This is a genomic window from Hydrocarboniphaga effusa AP103 (assembly GCF_000271305.1).
Classification (GTDB): Bacteria; Pseudomonadota; Gammaproteobacteria; order Nevskiales; family Nevskiaceae; genus Hydrocarboniphaga; species Hydrocarboniphaga effusa.
Genome location: NZ_AKGD01000001.1, coordinates 156,122 through 170,860 on the forward strand (window position 1 = coordinate 156,122; position 14,739 = coordinate 170,860).

The 14,739-nt window shown below is 64.0% G+C and carries 14 protein-coding genes and 1 tRNA gene; 12 read left to right on the forward strand and 3 right to left on the reverse strand.

Annotated features, from left to right (window positions below):
- Window positions 1-168: 168 nt before the first annotated feature.
- Together WQQ_RS00720 and WQQ_RS00725 are read right to left on the reverse strand one after the other, a co-directional pair.
- Window positions 169-256: transfer RNA gene (locus WQQ_RS00720), tRNA-Leu, on the reverse strand.
- Window positions 257-318: 62 nt separating this feature from the next.
- Entirely contained in the window at window positions 319-1,149 is an 831-nt protein-coding gene (locus WQQ_RS00725; protein ID WP_007183295.1) for a hypothetical protein, read from the reverse strand.
- A gap of 186 nt (window positions 1,150-1,335) precedes the next feature.
- On the opposite strand from WQQ_RS00725, the gene WQQ_RS00730 reads away from it, so the two are divergent.
- The 5 genes from WQQ_RS00730 to WQQ_RS00750 all read left to right on the forward strand — a co-directional run bounded on the left by WQQ_RS00730 (window position 1,336) and on the right by WQQ_RS00750 (window position 5,160).
- Window positions 1,336-1,932, forward strand: coding sequence for an NUDIX hydrolase (locus tag WQQ_RS00730; RefSeq protein WP_007183296.1), 597 nt, complete (start codon window positions 1,336-1,338; stop codon window positions 1,930-1,932).
- A gap of 59 nt (window positions 1,933-1,991) precedes the next feature.
- Window positions 1,992-2,435: an SRPBCC family protein gene (locus WQQ_RS00735; RefSeq protein ID WP_007183297.1), complete on the forward strand. Its 444-nt coding sequence runs from the start codon at window positions 1,992-1,994 to the stop codon at window positions 2,433-2,435.
- A 5-nt stretch (window positions 2,436-2,440) separates the two neighbouring features.
- Window positions 2,441-3,199, forward strand: coding sequence for an ABC transporter substrate-binding protein (locus WQQ_RS00740; protein WP_007183298.1), 759 nt, complete (start codon window positions 2,441-2,443; stop codon window positions 3,197-3,199).
- Window positions 3,200-3,412: 213 nt separating this feature from the next.
- Window positions 3,413-3,982, forward strand: a complete 570-nt coding sequence (locus WQQ_RS00745; RefSeq protein WP_007183299.1) for an ANTAR domain-containing response regulator — start codon at window positions 3,413-3,415, stop codon at window positions 3,980-3,982.
- 11 nt (window positions 3,983-3,993) lie between these two features.
- Window positions 3,994-5,160 carry a CmpA/NrtA family ABC transporter substrate-binding protein gene (locus tag WQQ_RS00750; protein WP_007183300.1) on the forward strand — a complete coding sequence of 389 codons (1,167 nt, stop codon included), beginning with the start codon at window positions 3,994-3,996 and terminating at the stop codon, window positions 5,158-5,160.
- A 205-nt stretch (window positions 5,161-5,365) separates the two neighbouring features.
- On the opposite strand, the gene WQQ_RS22730 is transcribed toward WQQ_RS00750, so the two are convergent.
- Window positions 5,366-6,826 carry an OmpA family protein gene (locus WQQ_RS22730; RefSeq protein ID WP_007183301.1) on the reverse strand — a complete coding sequence of 487 codons (1,461 nt, stop codon included), beginning with the start codon at window positions 6,824-6,826 and terminating at the stop codon, window positions 5,366-5,368.
- A gap of 496 nt (window positions 6,827-7,322) precedes the next feature.
- Between WQQ_RS22730 and WQQ_RS24575 the strand changes: the two genes are divergently transcribed.
- From WQQ_RS24575 to WQQ_RS00790, 7 genes are all read left to right on the forward strand, one after another.
- Entirely contained in the window at window positions 7,323-9,110 is a 1,788-nt protein-coding gene (locus WQQ_RS24575; protein ID WP_192812939.1) for a tetratricopeptide repeat protein, read from the forward strand.
- Window positions 9,107-11,974 carry a tetratricopeptide repeat protein gene (locus tag WQQ_RS00765; RefSeq protein ID WP_007183303.1) on the forward strand — a complete coding sequence of 956 codons (2,868 nt, stop codon included), beginning with the start codon at window positions 9,107-9,109 and terminating at the stop codon, window positions 11,972-11,974. Before WQQ_RS24575 ends, WQQ_RS00765 begins: the two co-directional genes overlap by 4 nt.
- Window positions 11,958-12,638, forward strand: coding sequence for a tetratricopeptide repeat protein (locus WQQ_RS00770; RefSeq protein ID WP_007183304.1), 681 nt, complete (start codon window positions 11,958-11,960; stop codon window positions 12,636-12,638). Before WQQ_RS00765 ends, WQQ_RS00770 begins: the two co-directional genes overlap by 17 nt.
- Window positions 12,635-12,916, forward strand: a complete 282-nt coding sequence (locus WQQ_RS00775) for a hypothetical protein (RefSeq protein WP_007183305.1) — start codon at window positions 12,635-12,637, stop codon at window positions 12,914-12,916. Before WQQ_RS00770 ends, WQQ_RS00775 begins: the two co-directional genes overlap by 4 nt.
- Window positions 12,917-13,045: 129 nt before the next feature.
- Window positions 13,046-13,627 (forward strand): MotA/TolQ/ExbB proton channel family protein, encoded by a 582-nt coding sequence (locus tag WQQ_RS00780; RefSeq protein ID WP_237714994.1) that lies wholly within the window; start codon window positions 13,046-13,048, stop codon window positions 13,625-13,627.
- Between the two features lie 7 nt (window positions 13,628-13,634).
- A complete protein-coding gene (locus tag WQQ_RS00785; protein ID WP_007183307.1) occupies window positions 13,635-14,213 on the forward strand; it encodes an ExbD/TolR family protein in 579 nt (192 codons plus the stop codon).
- Window positions 14,210-14,716 (forward strand): ExbD/TolR family protein, encoded by a 507-nt coding sequence (locus WQQ_RS00790; RefSeq protein ID WP_083844376.1) that lies wholly within the window; start codon window positions 14,210-14,212, stop codon window positions 14,714-14,716. Before WQQ_RS00785 ends, WQQ_RS00790 begins: the two co-directional genes overlap by 4 nt.
- The last annotated feature ends 23 nt before the right edge of the window (window positions 14,717-14,739 follow it).

The window sequence follows — 14,739 nt, forward strand, 5'->3', positions numbered from 1 at the left end:
TTAACCCTCTTCGAGCACAAAATATACCCCCAAACGTACCCCCTCGTCGGCGTAGCTGTAGGCAACCGGTGGCACACGATAAAACACGACGGCAACAAAAAAGCCCCGGATTTACCGGGGCTTAGCTAACTCATCAAACTCTATGGTGCACTTCTACACACTCTAAACTGGTGCCTAGGGAGAGACTCGAACTCTCACGAGGGGCTACCTCGGCGGATTTTGAGTCCGCTGCGTCTACCGATTCCGCCACCCAGGCAAGGGGCGCGATCATACCCGCGGGCCTCAAGCGCAGCAATGCACATGCGGCCCGCTTGGCGATCAAAGACGGAAGTCGTAACGCAGACCGTAGTGCCAGGCCATCGTGCGGGCATCGCGGTCCTGATAGAACACCGTGCCGCCGGCGGTCAGGCGCAGGTTCGGCAGCGATTTCGAGATCACGCGAATCGGAAACAGCAGCTCGGCACCGTAGCTGACCCCGCTGAAGCTCTTCTCCGCTCCGTTGGCTGCTTCGGCCGAGGACCACGAATAGCCAAAGCGTCCGGAGATTTCGAGCACGTCGAGCACGGTTCCGGTCGGCACGATGTAGGCGCCGTAGAACTTCTTCATTTCGAACTCGTCGACCGCCTTGGCCTTGTCGGGTGCGAAGCCGACCAAGCCTTCGATGGCGACGCCCGGAATCAGGCGCCAGCCGAGATGGCCGCGATAGAAACCGCCATCGAGTTCGTCTGTACCGAAGCGATCTTCGATGCCATCGTCCGACAGATCGATCCTGGCTTCGGCGCGATCGATGGCGACGTAGAAGTTGGGATGCTCTTCCTCGTCGATCGACTGCGAGGCCGGCTCCTCGCCACCCGAACCCGAGGAGTCGTAGCTGTCGCCCGAGCCACCCGCATCGACTGTGTCGGTCGAGTCGGTCGTGCCGGAGCTGGACTCACCCGACGCTTCGGCCGTTTCCGGGCTCGTCGCGTCCGCCGATGCATCGGGGCCGGAAGCCGAATCGACGCTATCGGTCGCCGGCGCGGCCTCTTCGGCCGGAGCCTCGGTCGAGGCTGTGTCCTCGACGGGCATGACTTGAGCGTCCTGCGCCAGCGACACCAACGGTGCCGCGAGCAAGGCCAGCAAGGCCAGACCGGCAACGGTTTTCGGCATGTTCTCCTCCCTGTATGGACTCTGGTGTCCTTGTGCTCCGCTCGAGGCGGATCATGCGATTCTAATGTCAGCTCGACGCACACCGCACCATACGCGTGCAGGCCCGGCAGTGTGCTCGGCGGCTCCGATGCGGGGGCTCATGCACAATAGGCCACCCATGGCATCTCTTCCCCGACGCTCAGCCCCATGATGACCGCTCATTTCTGCAACCTCTGCGGCCACAAGGTGGATTTTCGCGTGCCCGAAGGCGATCACCTGCCTCGGCATGTCTGCCCCAACTGCGGCCACGTGCAGTACTTCAACCCGCGCGTGATCGTCGGCGTGATTCCCGAGTGGGAGGACGGACGGATCCTGCTGTGCCGGCGCAACATCGAGCCGCGCATCGGCCTGTGGACGTTTCCGTCCGGCTTCATGGAGCTCGGCGAAACGACAGCCGAAGGCGCGGGCCGCGAGGCGCGTGAGGAATCCGAAGCCGACGTCGATGTCGGCCCGCTCGTGGCGGTCATCAGCGTGCCTTACGTGTCACAGGTCTTCATGATCCACCGCGGGCGCATGCGCAGCGACCACCACGCGCCGACCCCCGAGAGCAGCGAAACCCAGCTGTTCGCCGAGCACGAGATTCCGTGGGACGAACTCGCGTTTCCGAACATTCACCACGGCCTCGAGTTCTTCTTCGCCGACCGCGCCAAGGGGCGCTTCGAAATTCACGCGCTCGATCTGGTTCGCAAGCCAAGCAATCCGGACGATCGCGAAGTCAGCACCGGCGACGATTTGTCGCCCTGACAGCACACGCATGCCAAAGAGTCATTGAGCGATCACGCAAGCAACGGCACATTCGGCGCATGACCCAGCAGCTTATCCAGCTCCAGCATTTCTTCGCGCTGCCGCGCGAGCGCGTCTTCGCCTACTTCGTGCAGCACGACAATTTCGGACGGCTCTGGTGGCCGGCGCAATGCCGCTGGATCAAGGCCGCTCCGAACGGAGACGCCAATGGTGTGGGTTCGGTTCGCGAAATCCGGGTCGGGCTCGTTCGTTTCGAGGAGACCACCACCGAGATCACGCCCGACAGCACGATCGAATACCGGGTCACGCGCGGCGGTCCGTTCAAGAACCATGTCGGTCGCATGCGGTTTTCCGAAGTGCCGGGCGGCACTCAGCTCGATTACGACATCGCCTTCGATTGCCGATGGCCGCTGTTCGGCAACTTCGTTTCGGGGGTCATGCACGCAGCCTGGCTGCGCGGCGTGAATCGAGCGGTCGACCGGCTCATGAGCGGCGATCGCTGAGCGCGATGCGCGTCTTCAGCCACACCTGCTCGAACACTGAAATCGTCTGCGCGCTCGGAGCCGGCAGCTGCCTAGTCGGCGTCGACGCCGATTCCGACTATCCGCCCGACCTCGTCTCCGCACTGCCAAAGCCCGGACGCGATCTCGATCTCGACACGAGCATGGTCGCAGATCTGGCGCCTGACCTCGTATTGACCTCGCTCACGGTGCCGGGGCACGAGCGCATCGTTGCCGAGCTCGAAGCACTCGGATTGCGCACGATCACGATTGATCCGCTGAGTCTTGAAGATGTCTATGCGAGCATCGCCACGATCGCGGCAGCGCTCGGTATCGAGCAGCGCGGTGCCGATCTGATCGCGCAGATGCGCGATCAGATGCCACCCGTCGCCGCCGGCACGCAGCGTCCGCGCATTGCCGTTGAATGGTGGCCCAAGCCGGTGATCGTACCGGCCCGGCAATCCTGGGTGAGCGACCTCATCGAACTTGCCGGTGGCTGCAATCCCTGGGCCGATGCCGAAGCCAAGAGCGTCACCGTCGATCACACCGAGGTGGCGCGCCAGGCCGACGCGGTGGTGATGTCCTGGTGCGGTGTGCCGCTCGAAAAATATCGGGCCGATGTGGTGCTGCGTCGCCAAGAGGCACGGCACTGGCCGGCATTGGTGCATGGCCGGGTGCATGCGATCTCCGAAGCGTACCTGGGTCGTCCCGGCCCGCGACTCGTGCATGGTTACGCCGAGTTGCGCAAGATCATTTCTACTTTCTGAGCGGTAGGAAAGCAGCGTTCTGCGCGGCTTTTCCTACGCCCCGGGAAAACCAGCCAAGCCCCTGAGTCCACGCAGCTTATCGAGGCCGCGATCAGCTTCTCCATGGCACGAATGCTGCGGTAGGGAAGCCGTTGTAACAGGACTTTAACGAAGCCGTTCGTCAGCAACTGGCGACCTCAGGGATCCACCTATGTTCTCAGGCAGATACCGCACATGCGCGTGATGCTCGTCGACGATGATCCAGCGCGCCGCGCCGCTATCGAAGCGTCGCTGCGCTCGCTCGAACACGAAGTCGTTGGCGCCATCACGTCGGCTGCCGACTTGTCGGCAGCCGTGCGCCGCCACCAACCCGATGTCATCCTGATCGACGTCGATTCGCCGAGCCGCGACACGCTCGAATCGCTCGGTCAGGTGACGCGGGATCGCCCGCGGCCGATCGTGCTGTTCGCGCACACGGGCGCGCCCGACACCATCAAGAAGGCACTGCAGGCCGGCGTCACCTCGTATGTGGTCGATGGGCTCAACGCCTCCAGGCTCAAGCCCATTCTGGACGTGGCCATTGCCCGTTTCGAAGAATTCCAAGCGCTGCGCAACGAGCTCGAAGAAACCAAGAGCAAGCTGGCCGACCGGCGTGACATCGAAAAAGCCAAGGGTTTGCTCATGAAGCGCCGCAATCTGGACGAAAACAGTGCTTATGAACTATTGCGGCGCATGGCGATGGACCGCAATCTCAAGCTTGGCGAAGCCGCACGCGCCTTGATCGCGGCAGCCGAGCTCCTCTAGTGAAACACGCCATGCCACTCGAAAAAACAGAACTGAAGATCGGGTTGGTGCCGCTGGTCGACGCCGCACCGCTGATCATCGCAAGAGAAAAGGGCTTCTTCGCCGCTCATGGGCTCCAGGTCGACCTGTCGGTCGAAGCCTCCTGGGCCAATATTCGCGACAAGGTGGCGGCCGGCATGCTGGACGCGGCCCACATGCTCGCTCCGATGCCGATCGCCGCGACCGCGGGGATCGATGGCGTGCGCGTGCCCATGCTCACCGCGCTCTCGCTCAACCTCAACGGCAACGCGATCACCATTTCCGAGTCGCTGTTCTGGCAATTGCAACTCGATTCGATCACGCCTCGCGAAGTCGGAAGCCGGCTCAAGCACGTGCTCGAAACCGATCGTGCGGCAGGTGCTTCACCGCGCGTCTTCGCCCATGTCTTTCCGTTCTCCACGCATAACTACGAACTGCGTTACTGGCTGGCCGGTTGCGGCATCGACCCCGATCGCGATTTGAATCTGTCGGTGGTGCCACCACCGCAGATGGTCAAGTCACTGCGCGAGGGCAGCATCGACGGCTTCTGCGTCGGCGCTCCGTGGAGCGAGGTAGCGCAGGCCGACGGCATCGGTCGCGTCGTCGTGCGCAAGTATCAAATCTGGAACAACAGCCCCGAAAAAGTGCTTGGCGTGACCCATAGTTGGGCTCACCAGAATCCGAACACGCACCTGGCTCTGATCGCGGCCCTGATCGAAACCGCGCGCTGGCTCGATCGCACCGAGAATCGCGCCGAGGCAGCCCGCATCGTCGTCGAAAGCCACGCACTCGAGGCCCCGCCCGAAGTCGTACACGAAGCCTTGCAGGCTCGATCGAGCGGACATCCACTCGGACGCGGCCTGGTTTTCCACGAAGGCGCCGCGAATTTTCCTTGGACTTCGCACGCGCTCTGGTTCATCCAGCAAATGATTCGCTGGCAGCAGGCTCCGAGCGACATCGATGCCGCTGCGGTCGCATCGGCGAGCTATCGGCCGGATCTGTACCGTGCCGCGGCTGCGCTCGTCGGCGAGCCCTGCCCCGCCCAGGATTTCAAGAGTGAAGGCGACCACGCGCGCAGCTGGAAACTCGGCAACACGGACAGCGGCATCACGATGGGCCCGGATCGCTTTTTCGACGGCCAGCATTTCGAGGGTCGCTGAAACATGAATCGCCGATCGGTTTCGATCGGCGATTCACGTCGATAGTCCAGCCCGCTCCTTCACACCACCGCGACTGCAATCACGCCGGCACGAGCCGGTTTTTTATTGCCTGAATTTGGCGCGGACAACAAAAAGCCGCCGGTCTTATTCAGACCGGCGGAATCTCAGGATCGGCTAACTGATTTTTGTGAGCAGCAGGTCGTCGTTACTGGACGACGACCGTGCCTTTCATTTGCGGATGCAGCTGACAGGCGTACTCGTAGACACCCGGCGAGGTGAAGGTCTTGGTGTAAGTGGCGCCCTCCTTCAGGCGACCGCTCGATTCACCGGCGAAGTTCACGAAGTGATTGGAACCGTCCTCGTTCTTCCAGGTCACCGTCGCACCGACCGGCACCGTCAGCGACGCCGGCGAATAGGCGTAATCCTTGAGGATCACCGTCGTGCCGCCGGCTACCGGCGCGGGCGCGGGAGCCGGAGCGGGCTCGGCGGCCGGCGTGGTTGTCATCGGCTTGGCGAACTCGGCGGTTGCCTCGGTCGGAGCGACCGTCACGCCGCCGCCAGTGGACTCGGTCACCTTGAGTTCGACGCGGCGATTCAGCTCGCGTCCCTCGTCGGTGTTGTTGTCCGCGACCGGCATGGATTCACCGTAGCCACGCGTGGTCATGCGGCCGGCCGCGACGCCCTTGGAGACCAGATAGTCCTTGACCGACTTCGAGCGCTTGTCCGACAGGCTCAGGTTGTACGCATCCGAACCCTTGGAGTCGGTGTGGCCGCCGATCTCGACCTTGATGTCGGGACGCTTCTCGAGTGCACCGGCGACGCCGTCGAGAATGACCTTGGCGTTCGGCGTGAGGCGCGCCTTGTCGAATTCGAAGGTCACGCCCTGCAGCACGATGGTGTCGCCCACCGCGCAGCCTTCCAGCGTCATCGGCTCGCCCGGACCGGGCGCCTTGCAGATGGGGTTGTACTCGTCGTTGTCGCTGGCGTCGGTGCAGCCCTTGTCGGCCGGGAAGTCGATCGCGCCATCGCCATCATTGTCGATACCGTCGCTGCACTGCGGCGGCGGCGGCGGTGCGGGCACCACGACAGCCGGAGGCGGCGGGGGCGGCGGCGCAACCGGCTTGGCGCCAAGCGGAATCCGGATACCGAGGTTGAACAGGGGTTCGTGGAAATCCGAATTCCGCGTATCGTTTTCCTCAGGCTTCTGAATGTGATAGAGCGCTTCTGCTCGGATGCTGAACGTATCGAACAACGGGAAATCCCAGCCCAGTCCCGCATTGAACTGCACTTGATCGCCGCCCATAACATCCGCGTGCAGATATGGCCCCACAGTTGATCCGGCCAGATACCAGTTCACACCACCACCAACACCCCATACATCGTCTTTCTTGTTCTCGCAGATCATGCCCAACGCACCACTGCAGAAATCTCTCTTGCCGTAGTCGAGATAGCCACCACGCAGCTCAAGTGCGAACGCCGGCGTCATGGGGAACCCAACCGCCAGCATTCCGCCGATACCATCGTCGGAGTTCAGACGATCCTTGTCGGCGATTGCATAGGAGCCCATGGGGGCGATGTAGATGCGATCGTCCTCGACCGCGTGCGCTGCGGCTCCGTAGGTCGTGGCGATCACCAGCGGCAACAAGGCATAGCGAAACGTTTTCATGCGGCCCCTTCTATAGATCTATCGTTCTCGGTCCACGGTCCAAGCGCTCGCTGCACGGCGACCTCCGGACAAAAAAAATCCACCGAGTGGCCTACCCTGAAGGGGTCACTCGGTGGACGTCGTTGTCGGGGTCCGGACCGTCGTTGGTCCGTGAGCGAGCTGCCTGACGGCAAACTCAGGTTAACGGGTTAGCAATATCTCTGCCAATCGTCGGCTCGTTGGAACTTTTCTGCGCTGCGACCGCTTGTAAGCCTTTCGCCACCGCTCACATCCCATCTGAATCGGCTTTCAGCCACTGGCACGATGGTTGCTCCGGCTGAAACTGAGGGTCCGTTCTGGTCCTCAAGAAGCACGGTCTGACGGCGCTGGTGTGGTTGCCGGCCTCGATCAGACGGACCAATGGCGGTCCCAAACAACGGGACGACGGCTTCATCACCGTCGGCTCATGGACAGGTTAACTGGCTCACGTAGCCAGCCCCGACTGCCACTCAGGAAGATGAAGACCGATAGCCATACCACCACAGTCCGTGCGTTCCGCCGCGTCGGCGGGCTCTTGGCTCTGACCACGTTGCTGCTGGCCGGCGAAGCCACCGCTTCCGCCGAAGTTCCCGGCGATCTGGTCATGGAGGCGCTCGACATCGAGCGCCTCGCAATGCAACTCGATCCCGCTGCGAGCCCATCCGCACAGGCGCTGACCCCGATCTACATCGGATCGCAAGCCGGCGAGGTGCAGGTACTCGAAGTCACGTTCCAGATCGATGCGGTCAAGCCGGTGCGCTACGCGTACTCCCCAGCAGAATCCGCCGCGCTCAACGAACGCGGACTCCACAAGCTCACGCAGATTCCGCTCGCGCCGGGACAACATCGTCTTTATATCGACTACGCCGCACGTGGCGACGACGATCGCCCTGGAGTTCCGCGCCTGCGCTCGCGATTGGTGCAGACCATCGAAGCGCCTGCCGCCGGCCAGCCGATCGTCATCGAGGTCAAGCCGGGAGGGCTCGGTGGCGATCCTTCGCTCACGCTCGTCAACGCCGCGGGCGACGTCGTGCTGCGGCAGATCGACTACCTGATCCACTCGGGCCGCTACTTCAGCGCGGCCTCGCAGATCATGCAGATGCGCGACGCCGCCGGCGGCAACCTGCCGGCCGATTACGAACAGCGCCTGCAGACCTGCATCGGCGGGCTGCGCCACAGCATGCCGGCCGATGCGAGCGCCTCGCCGGTGCTCGCCAAGTATCAGTCCGCAGCCGCCTCGCTTGACGCCGGCCGCAATGCCGACGCGATTCCGATGCTCGAGCAGATCGCGAGCGAGAAGGCCAACAGCGCCGAATCCTGGGTGTTGCGCGATCAGGCCAACACCACGCTCGGCTACTACTTCCTGAGCATGAAGCAGCCCGACCTGGCCGCGACCACGTTCAAGCGTGTGCGCAGCGCCAGCCCCTATGCGAACACCGCGCTGCTCGGCCTGGGCTGGGCGATGCTCGCACCGCGCGGCAACGCCGCCGAAAGCACGGCTCCGCTGACCGCGCAATCGGTGAAGAGCTCGCTGAGCGCCCCGGAGAAGCTCAGCACCGCACGCAAGGCGATGCCGTTCAACAACGCCTGGGGTGTCGCCACCGGCAAGCGTGCGGACGATCTGCGCCGCGCGCTGGTGCCATGGACCGAACTCATCGGCCGCGATCCGACCGACGCCGCCGTGCAGGAAGCGATGCTGGCCCTGCCCTATGCGTTCGAACATCTGGGCGCACACGAGCAGGCGCACGATTACAGCAAGCGCGCGGTCGATCAACTCGAGAACACGCGCGGGCATCTCGAAAAGGCACTCGAACACATCGCCAGCGGCGAAATGGCGAGCAAGATCGTCGAGAGCGACAGCCCCGGAGGCAGCGGCTGGTCCTGGTGGCTCAAAGACCTTCCACCGCCGCGCTGGTGGCTCAAGAACCGCCCGCATGCGCCGCCGAATTTCTACTTCGAACGGCTCACCGAAGACGAGGAATTCCGCGAACACCTCGAAGCCGCGCACCAGCTGCACGAACTCGGCATGGCGATGTCGCGCCGCGAAGACATCGTGAAGAAATCGGGCGACACCGCACTACAACAGCGCATGGATGCGATCGAAGATCGCCTGATCGCGGCCGAAGTTGCAGAACGCGCCGTGCTCGAAAGCGCGGCCACGCGCTACATCACGAGCATCAAGGAACAGACCGAACGCTATCTCGTCGAAGCTCATTTCGCGATCGCACGTCTCAACGATCGTCCGCTGCAGGTCAGCGCAAAATGAAACTCTCTCCGAAACAACGCAGCGCCGGCTTCACCGTCACCGCGTTCACCGCAGCCCTGCTTGCGACCACGGCCGCATTCGCCGCGGACAACCCATCCACCATCGGCGATGTCGCCAACGATAACGGACGCTCTTCCGACGGCTGGTTCGTCGTCAAGACGCCGAGCATCTTGCGGCTCGAAATGTCGGAAGCGATTCCGGCCGACATCGGCGTCGCGCTCGAACATTACGACCGCATTCTCGAACTGCCCGCCGTCGATCCGGTCGTGCGCGCCGAGGCGATGCGTCGCGCCGCCTACCTGCGGGTGCAGCGCTCCGACGCGGGGAATGGCAAGCCCGACGACGTCAAGCGCGCAATCAAGATTTACGAACAGCTGCTCGCCGAGACACCGAACGATCCAGGCAACGATCGCGCGCTCTACCAGCTCGCACGCGCCTATCAGCTCGATGGCAACAACGATGCTTCGATCCGCAGTCTGCAACAGCTCGGCGAACGCTTCCCGCAATCGGCGCTCGTCGGCGACGGCTTGTTCCGCGCGGCCGAGCAGCTGTTCATGCGCGGACATTACGACGAGGCCGAGTCGGCTTACGCGAAGGTCATCGCCCAAGGCAAGGAAACGCGTTACTTCGAAACCGCAGAATACAAGTACGGCTGGGCGCTTTATCAGCAAGCCAAGTACGACCAATCGTTGGCGGCGTTCCTCGGCATTCTCGATCGCAGTTTTGCAGCAGGATCGTCGAACGATCTGCAAGCTGCACTCGCGGGCGTGCCGAAGAATCGCGAAGCTTCGGCGAAGGAAACATTGCACGCAGCCAGCCTTTCGGTCGTCGGACTCGGCGGAGCGGACAATCTCAATCGCTACTTCGAACGCGCCGGCGAGCCGCGCTATGCGCCGGTGCTTTACCGCGACACCGGCGAATATCTGCTCAAGAAACAGCGCTATACCGATGCGGCGAGCCTCTATACCACGTATCGCAAGCGCCACCCGCAGAGCGAGCTTTCGCCCGAATTCCAGACGCTCGCGATCGATGCCTACAAGGCCGGGGGCTTCAGCGATCAGGTGCTGCTCGCAAAGGAAGAATACGCACGCGAATTCGCACCGGACAGTCCGTACTGGGCCTCGCGCAAGCCATCCGCCGAAATGCTCGCGACCACGCGCGGCCATTACGACGACATCGCGCGTCACTACCAGGCACTCGCCCAGCGCACGCCAGAGACCGAAGCGGCTTCGCGGCAGAAGTCGTTCCTGACCGCGGCCGACTGGTATCAGCGCACGCTCAAGCTGTTCCCGACCGACGAGCGCACGCCGCAGATCAACGTGCTCTACGCCGACGCCCTGCTCGATGGCGGCAACCCGCAGCAGGCCGCTGCGGAATACACCAAGGCCGCCTACGAATACCCGAACAACACGCGCGCCCCCGAAGCCGCGTTTGCCGCCGTGCAGGTTTATCAGCGCATGGCGCGCGATGCCGGCAGCGCCCAGCGTGATGCGGCGCTCAAGCAATCGGTCGATGCCTCGCTGCAGCTCGCCGACAAGATGCCCGGGCACGCGCAGCGCAACGCGGTGCTCACGCAAAGCGCCGAAGACCTGCTGACGATCGGAGACGACCAGAAGGCCATCGACATCGCCGGCCGCGTGCTCGCGGACGATGCCAGGCCGAGCAACGAGCAGCGCCGTCGCAGCCTGTCGGTGATGGCCGATGCACGCTTTTCGCTCAAGCAGTTCGACCAGGCCGAAGTCGCCTACGGCTCGCTGCTCAACGCAATGCCCGCAAACGATGCACAGCGCGGCGCGGTTACCGATCGGCTCGCAGCCTCGGTCTACAAGCAGGCCGAAGCCGCGCGCACGGCCGGCGACCTGAAGCTCGCCGCGAGCACGTTCCTGCGCGTCGGCCAGGTCGCGCCGGCCTCGTCTATCCGCGTGAACGCCGACTACGACGCCGCCGTCGCATTCGCCGATCTCAAGGATTGGCCGGCCACCGAAAGCACGCTAGAAGCCTTCCGCAGCCGCTATCCGCAGCATGCGTTGATCGCCGATGTCGACAAGCGGCTCGCCTACGCCTACGAGCAGGATTCGAAGTGGAGCCCGGCCGCCGATGCGTATTCGCGCATCGCGCGCCGTGACAGCGAATCGCCGGCGCTGCGTCGCGATTCGGCCTGGCTCGCGGCGAACCTCTACGACAAGAGCCGCCAGCCGGCGCTCACGAACCAGTCCTACGAGTTCTACCTAAGCAGCTTCCCGCAGCCGCTCGATCGGGCGATGCAGGCGCGTCGCCGGCTCGCCGATCTGGCGCGCGACGATCTGCATGATCGTGCGAACTATCAGCGCTGGCTGCAGGAGATCGTCACCGCCGACGCAGCCGCCGGCAGCGCACGCACCCAGGACACGCAGAAGATGGCCGCGCAGGCGAGCCTCGAGATTGGTCGTGATCAGGCCCTGCAGGCACGTCGCGTCGCGCTGAGCCTGCCGGTCGAAAAGAGCTTGCCCGAGCGCATGGCGGCCACCGAAACCGCCATCGCCACGCTCACGCGCGCGGCGCGCTTCGGCGATCCCGACATCACCACGGCCGCGACCTACGAACTCGGCAGCGTTTATCGCGAATTCGGCCAGGCGATCATGAAGTCGAGCCGCCCGTCCAATCTCAACGGCGATGCACTCGAGCAGTACAACATCCTGCTCGAAGAACAGGCCTTCCCGTTCGAAGAAAAAGCCATCAAGGCTTACGAGGCCAATCTGGCCCGGCTACAGCAAGGTTTGTGGAACGACTGGATTCGCCAGAGCGCGAAGGCTCTGGTGGAACTCGCACCCGCCAAGTACGGCAAGCAGGATCAGCGCGATACCGTTTATGACTCCCTTCTCTAAGTCACACGCGAACCGCGGCGCCGTCGCGCTGCTCGTCCTGGCGCTCGCCGCCTGCGGCACGGCGCCGCGCCAGCCGGCACGCAACAGTGCCAGCAGCAAGAGCTCGACGCCGGTCGCCGCGAGCAGCAGCGCGTCGACCACGTCGACCGACCGCGTCGAAGCCGATCGCCGCTTCAAGCAGGCGCTGCAGCTCATGCGCGAGCACAAGCAGACCGAAGCTCAAGCGGCCCTGGTGTCGCTGTCGAAGGACTTCCCTGCCTTCTCGGGGCCGCTGACCGCGCTCGGCATTCTCTACGCACAAGGCAAGCAGCGCTCGCAGGCGCTCGACAGCTTCGCCAAGGCCAGCACCGCGAACCCGGACAATGCGGTCGCTCTGAACTGGCTCGGCTCGCTCTATCGCGAGAACGGCGATTTCAAACGCGCCGAAGAGGCTTACCAGAAGGCGATCAAGGCCAAGCCCGACTACGCGCCGGCCCAGCTCAATCTGGGCATTCTCTACGACGTGTCGCTGCGCCAGCCGCAGAACGCGCTCGCCGCCTATCGCGAATACCAGCGCATCGCCGGACCGAAGAACCAGAACCTCATGGTCAGCGTCTGGATCAAGGAGCTCGAAGACAGCACGACGACGCGCACCGCGTCCGCTACGGCGGAGTCGGCACGATGAAGACCGCACTGTTCTTCGCAGCGGTCTTCGGCTTCGGCTGTACCGCAGTCGCACAGGCTGCCGACGACGCCATCGGCACGCGCATCATCGGCGACGAGGAAGCCGCGCTCGGCCTCACGATCACGCCCTGGCAGGAGGAAAGCCCGGTCGAGATGGATCGCCCGCCGCTGCTGCTCGAACCCGGCGCCGAGAAGATCAACGCCGCCGAGCTCAAGAGCCGCGTGCGCACGCAGCAAACCATCTCCGCATTCCGCCGATCGAGCGTCGATCCGCGCTGAAGCTTTCGCGCTTCAGGGCCCGCCGCCATCGCGAACGCTCGCATCCATCTTTCAACCACCACAGAGGTCTCGCTCACCATGGAGTTGTTCAACCACGTCATCCGTTTTTTCCAGGCTGGCGGCGCATTCATGTATCCCATTGCGCTGGTGCTGGCGCTGGCGCTGGCCGTGGGGGTGGAGCGGGTGATCTTTCTGGGTCGCACCGAGCGTGAGAATCGCAACCTGTGGGCGAAGATCGCGCCGCTGCTCAAGGCCGGCGACTTGAACGAGGCCGAGCGCCTGGCCAGCGAATCCGACACCGCCGTCGGCAAGCTGCTGACCACCGGCTTCGCCCAGGCCCGCGTCGACAACCGTCGCTCCGAAGTCGAGATCGCCACCGAGGAAGGCCTCATGGAAGTGCTGCCCGCCATCGAGCGCCGCACGCACTATCTCGGCACCTTCTCCAACATGTCGACCCTGCTCGGCCTGCTCGGCACCGTGCTCGGTCTGATCGGTGCGTTCGCGGCTTTGGGCAACGCCGATCCGGCCGAGAAGGCGGACTTGTTGTCGGCGGGTATTTCCGAAGCCATGAACTGCACGGCCTTCGGCCTGATGGTCGCCATTCCGTCGCTGCTCGCCCATGCCTGGCTCAGCAGCCGCACCACCGAGCTCATCGACACGCTCGAGTCGGTCTGCTCGCGTTTCGTCTCCGCCGTCTGCAAGCGCCGCTGAGTTGGTCATGACGACTCCGGTCCTTCTCGAGGAAGAAGACCAGGCGCCCCGCAAGGCCCGGCGCACGCGCCGGCTCGAGCGGCATCTGAAGCGCGGCGGCAACGAGGAGCTCAACATCGTCTCGATGATCGACGTGTTCGCGGTGCTGGTGTTCTTCCTGCTCGTGAGTTCGTCGATCGCGGCCGCGCGCTTGAACGTGCTGTCGCTGAACCTGCCGTCGAACGATCAGGCCACGCCACCCGAGAAGCTGCCGCTGCAGCTGACGGTGAGCCTGCTGCCCGGTGCGATGGTGGTGTCCGATCGCAATGGCGCGATTCGCAAGCTCGACAACACGCCAGCCGGCTACAACATCCAGGCGCTGTCCGAAGTGCTCGTCGAGACCAAGAAGGCGGCGCCTTCGGAGAACAGCCTGACGCTGCTGGTGGCGCCCGATGTGCCCTACGACGATGTCGTGAAGGTCATGGACGCCGCACGCCTGACGCCGGCCGAGGCGCGCAACCTGGGCCTGCCGCGCGAGCTGTATCCGCTGATCTCGCTCGGCGATGCGCAGGGCACCACGCCGGTTTCGCCGGGAGCTACACCATGAGCTCGCGCCGGAGAGACCGCCGCACCGAGCGAGCTGTCCGCCGCAAGAGCCAGACGGTGGTCATCAACATCGTCTCGCTGATCGACATCTTCGCGATGCTGGTCTTCTACCTGCTCGTCAACGCGCTGGTGGTCGAAGTGATTCCGAGCCCGCGCTCGCTGACCTTGCCCGAGTCGGTCATCAAGGATCAGCCGCGCCTGTCGGTCACCATCGTCGTCACGCCCGACAGCATCCTGGTCGACAACCAGCCGGTGATGTCGACCGCGCAGGCGCTGGCCGCCGACGTCAAGCTGCTCGCCCCGCTCAAGTCCGCCCTGCTGCTCGCCCCGCTCATGCAGGTCGAAGGCGATGCCCAGAACCGCCTCACCCGCGGAGAAGTCAACATCGTCGCCGACAAGTCCATCCCCTATCGCCTGCTCAAGAAAGTGATGGCCACCTGCACCGACACGCGCTTCGCTCGCATCTCGCTCGCTGTCGTCGAGAAGAAAGGCAGCAGCTTGTGAAGCCCGATCTCGCTTTGCCTCCC